Source organism: Shewanella sp. SM74 (assembly GCF_025653725.1).
In the GTDB taxonomy this organism is placed as follows: domain Bacteria; phylum Pseudomonadota; class Gammaproteobacteria; order Enterobacterales; family Shewanellaceae; genus Shewanella; species Shewanella oncorhynchi.
The window spans coordinates 154120-167533 of the sequence record NZ_JAKKRZ010000012.1 but is presented as its reverse complement, the minus strand read 5'-3'; the positions used below and the strand labels follow the sequence as shown (position 1 = coordinate 167533).

Annotated in this window: 13 protein-coding genes and 1 pseudogene; 10 read left to right on the top strand and 4 right to left on the bottom strand. The window is 43.6% G+C overall.

The annotated features are described in order from the left end of the window. The 3 genes and pseudogenes from L5M49_RS14120 to L5M49_RS14110 all read left to right on the top strand — a co-directional run. Nucleotides 1-215, top strand: a pseudogene (locus tag L5M49_RS14120) (ISAs1 family transposase); the annotation flags it as partial. A 122-nt stretch (nucleotides 216-337) separates the two neighbouring features. Beyond that, nucleotides 338-1741 (top strand): ammonia-forming nitrite reductase cytochrome c552 subunit, encoded by a 1404-nt coding sequence (gene nrfA / locus L5M49_RS14115; protein WP_113939112.1) that lies wholly within the window; start codon nucleotides 338-340, stop codon nucleotides 1739-1741. A gap of 250 nt (nucleotides 1742-1991) precedes the next feature. After that, the gene (locus L5M49_RS14110) at nucleotides 1992-2744 is read left to right on the top strand and encodes a putative porin (protein ID WP_006080141.1); all 753 of its coding nucleotides are present in this window, start codon (nucleotides 1992-1994) and stop codon (nucleotides 2742-2744) included. Nucleotides 2745-2825: 81 nt separating this feature from the next. Here L5M49_RS14110 and L5M49_RS14105 read toward each other — a convergent pair whose 3' ends face one another. Then, the gene (locus L5M49_RS14105) at nucleotides 2826-3368 is read right to left on the bottom strand and encodes a hydrolase (RefSeq protein WP_263266307.1); all 543 of its coding nucleotides are present in this window, start codon (nucleotides 3366-3368) and stop codon (nucleotides 2826-2828) included. 345 nt (nucleotides 3369-3713) lie between these two features. Here L5M49_RS14105 and L5M49_RS14100 point away from each other — a divergent pair, with 345 nt between their 5' ends. The 5 genes from L5M49_RS14100 to aroG all read left to right on the top strand — a co-directional run bounded on the left by L5M49_RS14100 (nucleotide 3714) and on the right by aroG (nucleotide 8558). Further along, complete coding sequence (locus tag L5M49_RS14100) at nucleotides 3714-4052, top strand: P-II family nitrogen regulator (protein WP_028761800.1); 339 nt, start codon at nucleotides 3714-3716, stop codon at nucleotides 4050-4052. Nucleotides 4053-4062: 10 nt separating this feature from the next. Further along, nucleotides 4063-5313, top strand: coding sequence for an ammonium transporter (locus L5M49_RS14095; RefSeq protein ID WP_263204107.1), 1251 nt, complete (start codon nucleotides 4063-4065; stop codon nucleotides 5311-5313). Between the two features lie 178 nt (nucleotides 5314-5491). Further along, nucleotides 5492-5830: a hypothetical protein gene (locus L5M49_RS14090; RefSeq protein ID WP_028761802.1), complete on the top strand. Its 339-nt coding sequence runs from the start codon at nucleotides 5492-5494 to the stop codon at nucleotides 5828-5830. Between the two features lie 127 nt (nucleotides 5831-5957). Further along, on the top strand, nucleotides 5958-7151 hold the full coding sequence (locus L5M49_RS14085) for a tetratricopeptide repeat protein (protein ID WP_263266306.1): 1194 nt from the start codon (nucleotides 5958-5960) through the stop codon (nucleotides 7149-7151). A gap of 351 nt (nucleotides 7152-7502) precedes the next feature. Continuing rightward, nucleotides 7503-8558 carry a 3-deoxy-7-phosphoheptulonate synthase AroG gene (aroG, locus tag L5M49_RS14080; protein WP_263266305.1) on the top strand — a complete coding sequence of 352 codons (1056 nt, stop codon included), beginning with the start codon at nucleotides 7503-7505 and terminating at the stop codon, nucleotides 8556-8558. A gap of 103 nt (nucleotides 8559-8661) precedes the next feature. On the opposite strand, the gene L5M49_RS14075 is transcribed toward aroG, so the two are convergent. Next, nucleotides 8662-8838 (bottom strand): hypothetical protein, encoded by a 177-nt coding sequence (locus L5M49_RS14075; protein WP_105250227.1) that lies wholly within the window; start codon nucleotides 8836-8838, stop codon nucleotides 8662-8664. Nucleotides 8839-9308: 470 nt separating this feature from the next. On the opposite strand from L5M49_RS14075, the gene L5M49_RS14070 reads away from it, so the two are divergent. Then, nucleotides 9309-11105, top strand: a complete 1797-nt coding sequence (locus L5M49_RS14070; RefSeq protein ID WP_263266304.1) for an ABCB family ABC transporter ATP-binding protein/permease — start codon at nucleotides 9309-9311, stop codon at nucleotides 11103-11105. A 79-nt stretch (nucleotides 11106-11184) separates the two neighbouring features. Beyond that, nucleotides 11185-11442 (top strand): hypothetical protein, encoded by a 258-nt coding sequence (locus L5M49_RS14065; protein WP_105250225.1) that lies wholly within the window; start codon nucleotides 11185-11187, stop codon nucleotides 11440-11442. A gap of 109 nt (nucleotides 11443-11551) precedes the next feature. On the opposite strand, the gene L5M49_RS14060 is transcribed toward L5M49_RS14065, so the two are convergent. Beyond that, a complete protein-coding gene (locus L5M49_RS14060) occupies nucleotides 11552-11761 on the bottom strand; it encodes a hypothetical protein (RefSeq protein WP_105250224.1) in 210 nt (69 codons plus the stop codon). Between the two features lie 151 nt (nucleotides 11762-11912). Continuing rightward, nucleotides 11913-13403: an FMN-binding glutamate synthase family protein gene (locus tag L5M49_RS14055; protein ID WP_263266303.1), complete on the bottom strand. Its 1491-nt coding sequence runs from the start codon at nucleotides 13401-13403 to the stop codon at nucleotides 11913-11915. Nucleotides 13404-13414 lie beyond the last annotated feature (11 nt).

Sequence of the window (13414 nt, the reverse complement as noted above, 5' to 3'; positions counted from 1 at the left end):
GGCACATCGAGAACCTGCAACACTGGGTGCTTGACGTCACTTTTAGGGAAGACTGTTCAAGGATTGGTGACCGTGAAAACGCGAAGAAGATGGCGCTATTTCGTCGTATCGTGCTGAACCTTTTAGAGCAGCATCCGCTAAAAGCCAGCAAACCAACCAAGATAAGAAAAGCTGCATGGAATGGCGATTTTAGGAGCGATATTTTCTTTGGTTAAGAGATTTAACAAAGCTTAATCCCGCCCTGCCCCCTAAGAGGTATATTTTTAGCAGGGTTAAATCACTAAGTTTGACCATGGAGATGTCGTGATTTACAACAATAATGCAACACGGAGATGAGATGATGAAGAAGATGACAGGTAAGTCCTTTGCACTGAGTGCACTGGTTGCCGCCAGCTTCATGGCAGCGGGCGCAATGGCGAGTGATAAAACAGAGCCTCGCAACGAAGTTTATAAAGATAAATTTAAGAATCAATATAATAGCTGGCATGATACCGCAAAGAGTGAAGAACTTGTCGATGCGATTGGGCAGGATCCTAATATGGTGATCTTGTGGGCTGGCTATGCATTCGCAAAAGATTACAACGCTCCTCGCGGCCATATGTATGCCGTGACCGACGTGCGTAATACCCTACGTACTGGTGCGCCGAAAAATGCGGAAGATGGTCCATTGCCTATGGCATGTTGGAGCTGTAAGAGCCCTGATGTACCTCGCTTAATTGAAGAGCAAGGTGAAGATGGCTACTTCAAAGGTAAATGGGCTAAGGGTGGCCCTGAAGTCACTAACACCATTGGCTGTGGTGATTGTCATGAAAAAGGCTCACCAAAACTGCGGATCTCTCGTCCTTATGTAGACCGTGCAATGGATGCTATCGGTACGCCATTTGATAAAGCTTCGAAGAAAGACAAGCAATCTATGGTGTGCGGTCAGTGCCACGTTGAATACTATTTTGAGAAAAAAGAAGACAAAAAAGGTTTCGTCAAATTCCCTTGGGATATGGGCATAACTGTTGACCAGATGGAAGTTTACTACGACGGTATCGAGTTCTCCGATTGGACTCATGCGCTGTCTAAAACACCTATGTTAAAAGCGCAACATCCAGAGTATGAAACTTGGAAACTGGGTATTCATGGTAAAAATAATGTCAGTTGTGTTGACTGCCATATGCCAAAAGTGACTAGCCCTGAAGGTAAGAAATTTACCGATCATAAAGTGGGTAATCCATTTGACCGTTTCGAAGAAACCTGTGCAACTTGCCATAGCCAAACGAAAGAATTCTTAGTTGGCGTCACTAATGAACGTAAAGCTAAAGTTAAAGAAATGAAACTGAAAGCGGAAGAGCAATTAGTGAAAGCGCACTTCGAAGCTGCTAAAGCGTGGGAATTGGGTGCAACTGAAGCTGAAATGAAGCCTATCCTGACCGATATCCGTCATGCTCAATGGCGCTGGGATTTAGCGATTGCTTCCCATGGTGTTGCTGCTCATGCTCCTGAAGAAGCCCTACGTGTTTTAGGTACTTCAGTGAATAAAGCGGCCGATGCCCGAGTTAAGTTAGCACAGTTATTAGCGAAAAAAGGCATCACAGATCCAATCGCTATTCCTGATATCTCTACCAAAGCTAAGGCACAAGCAGCATTAGGTATGGACATGGATAAAATGAATGCAGAGAAAGAAGCATTCAAGAAAGACATGTTACCTAAGTGGGATGAAGAAGCGAAAAAACGCGAAGCCACTTATAAATAATACTTAAGTAGACTTCAAAATAATAAAAAGCTCCTATATAAGGAGCTTTTTTATATCCTTTATTAAAGTGTAAATATTAAATTTTTATTTCAATTCTATATTTTTTGCATTAAGGTGTGCGCCGCTAGGAGAGCAGGTTCGTTTAAATTTAAATGGATATTAATGATAATGGAATAAGCAACACTGAGATTGTTTCTTCGTTATCTTCATCTTTTACTCCTAGCTTATAATCATATAAGGGAATACTTTGATGAAAAAAATTACCGCGCTAGCAATATTATTAGGTTTCGTAAGTGTTAATGCCGCTGCTGCACAAGATAATCCATATCAGCATGAAGCAGGCCTAAAATATAGCGCAAATTCTGAAGAGTTCAGCGATGGTCTGTGGAACGCGAATTATCGTTACTACATTAGCCCAGTTGACCAAACTAAAGGTCCTTATGCGCTTAATGGATTTTTAGCTCAAACGTCTAATGTTGGCGTTAATTACAGCAATTATGATGAATCAGATTTAGATACCATTGGTGTTGATGGCACTTATGTATTTGCTTCTAAATGGTTTATTGCTGCTAACTATCAACGTTCTGAAATCGGCAGTTTTGACTGGAACACTTACGGTGCAGAAGTCGGTTATTACTTCAATGATAGCTCTGCAGTATCTGCTTTCTATAACGATGGCAGCGATAGCATCGAAGAGTCATACGGTTTAAAAGTGCGTAGCTTTATTGCACTGCAATCAACTACAGGTGTTGATTTGAGCGCAAACTGGACACATCAAGATTCTGACGACACATTCAATTTAGGTGCTGATTGGTATGTGACTAAGTCATGGTCTGTTGGTCTAGGCTATACCGATGATGGTCATGACGATACTTTCGTATTGAAAACCGCTTATTGGTTACGTCTGTCTGATAGCTTCTCTGCAAACTTTGAGTTAGCTAGAGAATTAGATTCAGATGCTGATGGTGTATTTATTGGTTTAGGTTTGACTGGTCGTTTCTAATTTAATGTATTTAACGATTTTTTAATATAAAGGTCACAAGTTAATGTGACCTTTATTATTTTACCCTAAATAAATTTAAGACTATTTTATCAGTTTTAATAATGCCCTAAAGCGCTCGCCTTGGGCTTGATGTTGTAATTCAAATAATAGCGATTCCACGTTAGTTAATAAGGCGCCTCTGGCCGTCATCATCTGAATACCCAGTTTTTTATTATCGGCACTGCGTGACGAGACGCCATCTGCGACGAGATGCACCGAATATTGCTGTTCGATAAGGTCACAACAGGTTTGGTAAACACACACATGGGTTTCAATACCCGCCAGTATGACGTGTTTGCGATTCGTCTTAGTTAATGCCTTTGCAAACGTGTCACAGTGCCAGCCGCTAAAATGCTGCTTGGCAATGGGTGAGCTGGTTTTCGCAAGTAAGGTTTGTAGCTCAGGGCTAGTTGCTCCGAGTTTATCGGGTAGCTGTTCTAACCATAGTATTGGAATTTCAAATAATTGTGCGCCTTGGATTAAGGTCTGTAGTTGTTGATGCAGCTTGTCACTGTTATCCATGATTTGTGCAAGTTTTCCCTGCACATCGACGATAACGAGAACACATTCTTCTGGTTTTAACATCGGGCCTTCCTTTTGCGCTTGGTGATTGTCTTAGTGATGATCTTCGCTTTTGTCTAAGAGCTTGTGTTGTGATGCTCGAGATTTCATCTCGATTTACGCTTCCCCCAGTAGACCCTAATTTAACCTTGTTACCAATAGGCCTAAGGTCGAATAGCTGTCGCACTTAAACTGCTCACTAAAAGAGTGCATCGCACCAGTTAGTGCTCGATTATGGTGCGTTTTTAACCTTAAAAAATAGTGTTAAACAATTTAAACCAATAATAATCAATAGATTAAATTGTTGGCCTAATGATTGAATTACCTTTGATACAAGTTAATAACAATTGCGTTTTTTTGGAGGTCAGGATGAAACTAGTCAGCGCTATCATCAAGCCGTTTAAGTTGGATGATGTCCGTGAAGCTATCGCCGGAATTGGTATTGAGGGCATGACGGTGACCGAAGTGAAAGGTTTTGGCCGTCAGAAAGGGCATACAGAGTTGTATCGCGGCGCCGAGTATCAGGTGGATTTTTTGCCAAAAGTAAAACTAGAAATTGCCACTAAGGCTGAAAATCTCGACATGTTGATTGAGGCCATTACCACTGCGGCCCATACGGGGAAAATTGGTGACGGTAAGATCTTCGTCGTTGATTTAGAACATGCTATCCGTATCCGTACGGGTGAACTTGATACTGAAGCGCTATAAGGGGCTGACAATGGAAGAATTAACGAAATTAGGCGGCACAGTCACTGAACTACGCTTTGCACTCGATACCTTTTACTTTTTGATTTCTGGCGCTTTAGTCATGTGGATGGCGGCGGGATTCGCTATGTTAGAAGCGGGTTTAGTTCGCTCTAAAAATACCACTGAAATTTTAACTAAGAACGTTGTGCTGTACGCGATTGCCTGTGTGATGTATCTGTTGGTTGGCTACAACATCATGTATGTGGATAACACTGAAGGTGGCTGGTTACCGTCAATTGGCACCTTAATTGGTTCGCAATCAGCAGATGCGAGCCATGCATTAGAATCTGACTTCTTCTTCCAAGTTGTATTTGTGGCAACGGCGATGTCAATTGTCTCTGGTGCTGTGGCGGAACGGATGAAGTTGTGGGCTTTCTTGTTCTTCTCTGTGGTGATGACAGCGGTTATCTATCCAGTAGAAGGTTATTGGACTTGGGGCCAAGGTTTTATCGCTAAACTGGGCTTTGTAGACTTTGCTGGTAGCGGTATTGTGCATATGACGGGGGCGACCGCGGCGATTGCTGGCGTGATATTGCTCGGTGCGCGTAAGGGTAAATACGGGCCTAATGGCCAAGTGAATCCTATTCCAGGCTCTAACTTGCCAATGGCAACCTTAGGTATGTTTATTCTGTGGATGGGCTGGTTTGGCTTTAACGGCGGCTCGCAATTAATGGTGTCGGATGCGGCGAATGCAAGCTCAGTGGCGAAAGTGTTTGTGAATACCAATACTGCAGCGGCTTTTGGTGCCATCTCAGCTCTTATCGTGTGTAAGATGATTTGGGGCAAAGCGGATTTGACCATGATCCTTAACGGTATTTTGGCTGGATTAGTGGCGATTACGGCAGATCCTCTCTCGCCTTCATTGTTAATGGCGGGTGTGATTGGTTTAGTGGCGGGCGGTGTGGTGGTGTTCTCGATTGTGGGCTTAGATCGCATTAAGATTGACGATCCCGTCGGTGCGATTTCAGTACACGGTGTGGCTGGTTTCCTCGGCTTAATGTGTGTGCCATTATCCAATGCTAATGCAACTCTTACCGGACAGTTGACGGGCGCAGCGATCATTTTCACTTGGGTATTCTGCTCATCATTTGCAGTCTGGTATGTGATTAAGATAACCATGGGGATCCGTGTTACTGAGGAAGAAGAATACAACGGTATGGATGCTTCTGACTGTGGTATTGATGCTTATCCTGAGTTTGTTACGGTCAAAAATGCGGGCTGATTAAACTTGCACATTAATGCGTGATTCACCTTGATGCTTAGCTTGGATCGAGTGATAGTGAAGCAGAGCCTAGGCTCTGCTTTTTTATGGGTAATCACTGTGATTGAAGTTTAAGCACAGGGTCATAAGCTTAATTACTGAGCAATTCTGTTTTCTTGCATAAATTAAGGAGTGTTCTATGAGCTTGAATATAAAAACAATAGGTCAATTTTCGCGACTAAGTCTTATCGTCATTTCTGGCTGGATATCGGTTTCTGCCTTTGCAGGAGAAGTGATCGTTAATCGCTCAAGTGAGCCTGTCGATGCCTTTGCCGTGCGTGATCAAGTGCTCAAGGATTTTGAATGGCAGGAGTCGCTTCGTCGCCAGCAGCAAATCCAAATTCTGCAGGCTTTACCCTCAGGTTGCGTTACGGTCATGAAACCCTATCGACATTTTACCTGTGGAGAGCATAACTATCGGCCGTATCATTATCAGCAGCGTGAGTTATACATAGAAGTTGACCGACCTTCACAATAGTTAATTCGTTAAATTATTTGCAATTATTTTTAATCGATCGCGATTATCATTTTTTGTAACCATTTTATGTCGTCTTTTTCGCCATTTGTAATAAGCTCAAATAGGAGCTAATGGTGTGGGAGGGCGTATGTCGAAACTATTCCGAGCCGTATACTTGAGTACGATCTTGAGCGTTGTATTCAGTCAATTGTTTGCTTGTAGCTCGACGACCATTGAGCCTAATCCGTCGGATCTTGAGTCGTTACTTGCCGATTCACTGTTTACTCCTGTGGCCGATATTCCTTCTGTTGCTGATATCTTTTATCTGCCCCCCGAGGTTGTGACAGACGTAAAACGTCGCTATGGGATATACACTTTGTCACACAATAACAACATGTTAGCCAATGAATGGTTAGCTAGTTATATCAATGCGAGTCAAACCAATAGCGCTAACATTGATTTTCGATATCAAAATAATCTGACCCAAATTGCCCGTGAAACCTACGCCCAAAGGGCGGGTAATTGCATGTCTTTAGTGGTCATGACTTCTGCGTTAGCGGACATATTGAATGTGAGTGCTGAGTATCAAGATATCGCGATAGAACCCGTATGGGATAAGCAAGGTGATTTCTATTTAATCAATGGGCATGTGAATTTACGTTTATTTCCACCTGAAAACGCACATTCAGTTTATGTGTCATCTGCAGCTGTTTTAGTGGACTTTATGCCGGAGCGAGCTCTACGGGGATACGGTAAAACCCAAGTGGATCGGCAGACCTTAATCAGTATGTTTTACAACAACATGGCGGCAGAGTCTTTGGTGAACGGTGATTTAGACAGGGCCTATGCCTTGATCAAAGCGGGTTTAAAAGTCGGCCAGTTTGTTCCTTCACTCAACACGCTCGCCATTATTTACCGGCATAAAGGTGATGAAAAGCGGGCCGAACAGGTTTATCGCTATGCACTCAAGTTTGATGCGAAAAATCTGACAACGCTTTATAACTTAGCCTTGATTTTAGGGGAGCAGGGGCGGCTTGATGAATGGGCCGAAATTAATAAAGTGCTTGAATTAGCGCGAATACGTAATCCCTATTATTACTATGATATGGGGCAGCAAGCCTATGATGAGCATCAATACAACGAGGCCTTGGCTTGGTATCAAAGGGCGTTGGCAAAAGCGGATTATCGTCATGAGTTCTTCTTCGGTTTATCTAAAACCTACTGGGCGCTGGGGGACGAAAAGCGTGCCAAACTGAATATGGATAAAGCCTTGGCTTTGAGCCGAGATGAGTCAGAGCGTCAACGCTATCAGAGCAAGATACAAGTCATGTTACAGCATTAGCATTTGCCCGCTTTTTTCTATGGAGAGCTGGTCATCAATTATGCTTATTACGGGTAAACATCTTTGCTTGCTAACATAGGGCACCTAAATACACTTGCAGCAAATATGTTTATTCCTTTTTATCCGCCATATTCGATTTTGTTCATCAAGGCTGTGAGTTAGCTGGCATATTTGAATTTTGATTTTTTTAAAATATATTAAAACAATAAGTTATATTTGATTTTTTGAAATGGAGACAACTTGGTTGCATTGGCGCCTGAGACTCGATAAATTGAACCCAGTATTGCAGTTGAGATCCCTTATCGCAGCGATAGAAATAGCCTAAAACACCAGCGTTGGAGCAGTAAAATTATGTATTACCAAAATGATGACGTTCGCATTAAAGAAGTAAAAGAGTTACTTCCACCTATCGCGATTCTTGAACGATTTCCTGCTTCCGAAAAAGCCTCTGCGACTGTGTTTAATGCGCGTAATAGTATCCATAATATTCTGGCTAAGTCTGATGATCGTCTCTTAGTGGTGATTGGCCCTTGTTCTATCCACGATCCCAAAGCTGCGTTGGAATATGGACAGCGTTTGGTCTCACTGCGTGAACGTTATAAAGATCAACTCGAAATTGTGATGCGAGTGTATTTTGAAAAACCAAGAACCACAGTGGGTTGGAAGGGGCTGATTAACGATCCTTACATGGATAACAGCTTTAAACTCAATGATGGTTTACGCACCGCCCGTAAATTATTAGTGGATTTGAACGACAGCGGTATGCCAACCGCGGGTGAGTTTCTTGACATGATCACCCCACAATATATGGCTGATTTAATGTGCTGGGGAGCCATTGGCGCCCGTACGACAGAATCTCAGGTACACAGAGAGTTAGCCTCGGGTCTTTCTTGTCCGGTCGGCTTTAAAAATGGTACTGATGGCACGATCAAAGTTGCTATTGATGCGATAGGTGCTGCCAATGCACCACACCATTTTTTATCTGTGACTAAGTTGGGCCATTCGGCGATCGTTTCGACTAAGGGCAATCCTGATTGCCACATTATTTTACGGGGTGGCCGCGAGCCCAATTATAGCGCGCCGCATGTCACTGAGATTAGCCAGCAATTGTTAAAAGCAAAGCTTGCCGACAACATCATGATCGACTTTAGCCATGCGAATAGTAGTAAAGAGTATCAACGTCAGTTAGTGGTTGCTAAAGATGTAGCTGGTCAAGTGGCGGCGGGAAATACTGCTATTTTTGGTGTTATGGTAGAAAGCCATTTAGTGGAAGGTCGTCAAGATCTTATTGAAGGTCAAGAGTTATGCTATGGGCAGAGTATTACCGATGCGTGTATTGGTTGGGATGATACCGAGCGTCTGTTAGCCATTTTGAATCAAAGCATTATCGAACGCCGTCAGGTTTAATTATCTGCTCGAGCGAACATAAACCGCAACTATACCTGAGTTAGCCGTTAACGATTGCGGGTTAAGTAAAAACAAAGGCGCTATCCCGGCGCCTTTGTTTTATCTATTTATTGCTTATTTCAACAATGTATTCATTTGCTTTGGCTAAGCTACCAAAGGCGGCAATAAGGTTGTTTCTACCTTTATCTTGTATCTCTGGATTGCCTGATTCGATCATCATCCACACCCAAGTTTGGATCAGTGGTAATGGCGGGTATTGAACTTTAGCGGAATCCAACATAAAGCTTCCTTTGATCTTAATTTAATTTGTTTATCTTAATTCTCGCTAGAACTTGGGCGTATGAATCGCAAAATCTAGCGCGTAGAGGTTAACAAATTCTATTGATTTGTATAACCGCCTCCATGGCATTTTGGGCAAAACGGCAAAAATAATCAACAGCAGCAACTTTGTGCCAAGCCTTCTTCCATTGCACTCTTATCCTCTTACATACGGCTCTGAGGTTAAGTAAAACGGTACATGCCTGAACACAAATTAGTATAAATTCATTTATTGTGAATACGCCAGTGTAATGCGTAAGTATGATGTTTTGGCTTTAAATGCAATCAAAATAGCAGATGAGTATGTCGTGAATAAGTCTATTTGTCTGTCAGGAAAATCTGATTGATTTTATTCAGACTTTGCTAGTTTCGCTTAGCTTATGTCCGGTGTGAACTGTTACAATTGGCATAACTCATTCAAGGTTATGTCCTATGCGCCCAACGTTATATTTTGAAGGTCCAGTCGATAAATTAAACTGGCACGTCATGAAACTGCTTTGGCCTTACTTATTGGAATACAAAGGCCGTATTACGTTGGCGATGTCATGCCTCATCATCGCTAAGCTGACCAGCGTGGCTCTGCCTTTTATTCTGAAGCATTTGGTCGACACCTTAGATGCCGATAAAACTGCGCAAGCCCTCAGTGTGCCCGTAGGATTAGTGTTGGCCTATGGCGCGGTACGTCTACTAACGGCGATTACGGGGGAGATCCGCGATACCTTGTTTGGCCGCGTAACAGAGCGGGCGATCCGCCGTTTAGGCTTAGCGGTATTCGACCATTTACACCGACTTGACCTCGATTTTCATCTAGAGCGCAAAACTGGTGGCCTATCCCGTGATATTGAACGCGGCACCAGCGGCGTGAGTTTCCTCATGCGTTTTATGGTGTTCAACATAGTGCCGACCTTGCTCGAAATTGTCATGGTGATTGGCATTTTCTTTTATAACTACGGCATTGCGTTTGCTGCAATCACTTTTGTTGCTGTGCTGGCTTATATTATTTTTTCTGTGGTCGCGACCGAATGGCGTACTGAGTATGTTCGTGATGCGGCCAAGGCTGACTCGTTATCGAATACCCGCGCCATTGACAGCTTGCTGAACTATGAAACGGTAAAGTATTTTAATAATGAAAAGTATGAGTCGCAGCGCTATGACCAAGCGCTTGAACAGTGGGAGATAGCTAAGCGTAAAAACCGCTTATCTTTGTTTGCGCTCAATGGTGGACAAGCTGTCATTATCGCTTTGGCTATGACGGCTATGATGGCGCTGGCGGCATACAGAGTTACCTATGGCGATATGACCTTAGGTGATTTTGTGTTGATTAATGCGTTTATGATGCAGCTCTTTTTACCCCTTAACTTCTTAGGTTTTGTGTATCGCGAAATTCGCGGCGCGTTAGCCAATATTGAGCGCATGTTTAGCCTGCTCGATAAACATCCTATGATAGTCGACTTACCCCAAGCACTCGATTTTCAACCCACTAAGGGTGAGTTGATATTTGAAAATGTTAATTTTAGCTACGATGAGCGGCAAATTCTGCGGGACGTGAGTTTTAAGGTTGAAGCTGGTAAAAAGGTGGCTGTTGTAGGTGATAGTGGTGCAGGTAAATCGACCCTGATTAAACTGCTATTTCGATTTTACGATGTGGACCAAGGTGCGATTAAAATCGATGGACAAGATATCCGCCATCTCACCCAAGATGCGCTGCGGCGTGCCATTGCCATAGTGCCGCAGGATACCGTTCTGTTTAACGATTCATTAGTCGAAAACATACGTTATGGTCGTCCGAGCGCGACGGATGAAGAAGTGCGTAACGCGATTAAACTGGCGCACTTAGAGCAATTTATTGCATCACTTGCCCTTGGTTGGGACACAAAGGTGGGTGAGCGCGGCTTAAAGCTATCTGGCGGAGAAAAACAGCGGGTCGCGATAGCAAGGGCCATTTTGAAGGGCTCGCCAGTGCTGGTGTTTGATGAGGCGACATCTTCACTCGATAGTCGCTCCGAGCAAGCTATTTTGTCGGCACTGCGGGAAGTTGCTAAGGGGCACACTAGCCTAGTGGTGGCTCATAGGCTATCGACCATAGTCGATGCCGATCAAATTGTGGTATTAAGCCAAGGAGAAATAGTTGAGCAAGGTAATCATCAGACTTTGCTGTTGGCAAATGGTCTCTATGCCAAATTATGGCGGATACAAAATGAGCAACAACATACTCCTCTGAGCAGTTAATAGCGCAATACAGTTCAGTCTTTATTCAGCTTCGGCTCTCTATACTCAATGCCAACACATCAATCGGAAGAGATCTGGCATGGAAAATATTACACTGAGAGCTAATATTGAAGGCAAAGAAGAAAAAGTCGCCACTGATTGGTATGCCATCATGGCGACATTGAAAAAACGTGGTGTTGATTATGATTCATTGCAACGCATTCATGCTGAGTTGAACGCGGGCCTGTTGGTGACCACTCGGCGACTTACCTTGGCTAAAGTCAATCCTGAAATGGTGCTGGCAGGTGTCATCCGCGATATGAACGCGCCGACAAGTGACTTTATGGGTATGCGTTAGGTGTGTTCGCTAGTGCTTTAGTACAGTTTAGGTGATAACGTCCGAGAATAGAGGTGAGCCTCTATTCTTGATGGCTCTAGAGAGACTCCAGAGATAAAATATGGCTGAATTAAGCTACGCCGTTCAGCTTCCCCGCTTTCCAACCTTCACATAAAAGATTCAATTTAGGTACTGACTCATCTATCAAAGTGAGTCGAATGATCTGCCCTTCGCGAAAACACACCAGTTCACCTTCGATCTCGGTCAGGCGATTACAGCTCTTACAGCTAGTGCTTACAGTTTTACTGGCGGGCAGTTGGCTTACGAAGCTAGATTTCAAAGTGTTTCCTTAAGTTCAATTGTGGGTAAGACATTTGAATAATGTCTCACGTCACGGATCTTACCTCTTTTGTGATACGCATTCAAATATACCTTATGTAAACCCTATATAGACGAAAGTTGTATTCGCCATTAACCGCGAGGGTTCGTGGCTACTTATCCATATGTGCATAGTATTTATCGAGTGAAATGGATAAACCGCTATCGAGCACAATTCGGACATGTGAGGGTTTGAGTTGTCTTGGTTCTGTCACTCCGCAAGAGTGCGCAATTAAGGCTAAGTCATGGTGTAAATTATGATTATAGCTAGCAACACGAGCCGATTTATCCCTAGGATCGAGTCCTTGTTGTAGTTTGGGATTGTGCGTTGTGATGCCCGTTGGGCAGGTATCTCTATTGCACTGTAAGGCTTGAATACAACCGAGGGCGAACATATTGCCACGGGCCGATGCGATGAAGTCTGCACCTAATGCCAAAGCCCAAGCAACTCTTGATGGCACAATAAGTTTACCCGAAGCGATGACTTTGATGCGTTTACGTAAGCCTCGTTGGATCAAGACATTAACTAGGATAGGTAAGCTTTCCTTCAGTGGTAATCCGACATAATCCATTAAAGGTTGTGGTGCAGCGCCTGTGCCACCATCGGCACTGTCTAAGGTAAAGAAGTCGGGGGCAGAGTCTTCGCCACGACGTTCGATTTCATCACATAAATCTTCGAGCCACTGTACGTCACCGAGTACGGCCTTAATGCCCGTTGGTTTACCTGTAACTTCACGTACTCGTTCAACCATATCCAAAATATCGTTCACGGATTTGAATTCAATATGACCATTAGGGCTAATAGAGTCATAACCCTGAGGAATACCGCGAATATGGGCAATTTCAGCCGTGACTTTGATCCCTGGTAAAATGCCACCTTTGCCCGGTTTAGCTCCTTGACTCATTTTAATTTCGAACATTTTGACTTCGGGATGAATGGCTATCGACTTGAGCTTTTCATCGTCTAAATGTCCTTGCTCATTACGTACACCGTATTTGGCCGTTCCAATTTGAAAGACGATATCGCAGCCACCTTTTAGATGATAAGGGCTCAAGCCGCCTTCACCTGTGTTAAGCCAGCAACCCGCCTGCGCCGCACCGTGGGAAAGGGCGGTAATTGCTGGGCGCGATAGAGCCCCAAAGCTCATGGCTGAAATATGACAAATGGCTTGAGTCGTATAGGGTTGGCGGCAATTTGTGCCAATTGTCAGTGGATGAATGGGTGTGATCTCTTCATCTTGGGTTGGGAAGGCGGTATTCATAAACATAATAGTACCGGCGTTATCTAAGGGGCGAGTCGAACCAAAGGCGATAGTTCTATCAACATTTTTAGCCGCGCGGTACACCCAGCTGCGTTCAGCACGGTTGAAGGGCAATTCTTCCCTGTCTTGGGCGAAAAAGTATTGTCTGAAAAACTCACCTTGTTTTTCAAACAGATATCGAAAGCGACCAATTACAGGATAGTTATGTCTTACCGCTTGTTTGGTCTGCATTTTATCTGCGATATACATGTAAATAACCGCGAGTACTGCGAGTCCTATCACAATCAAAAACAGCCCTGAAAATAGATCGAGTCCCCACATAAACCAATTGAGTTCACTCATGTTATTTATCC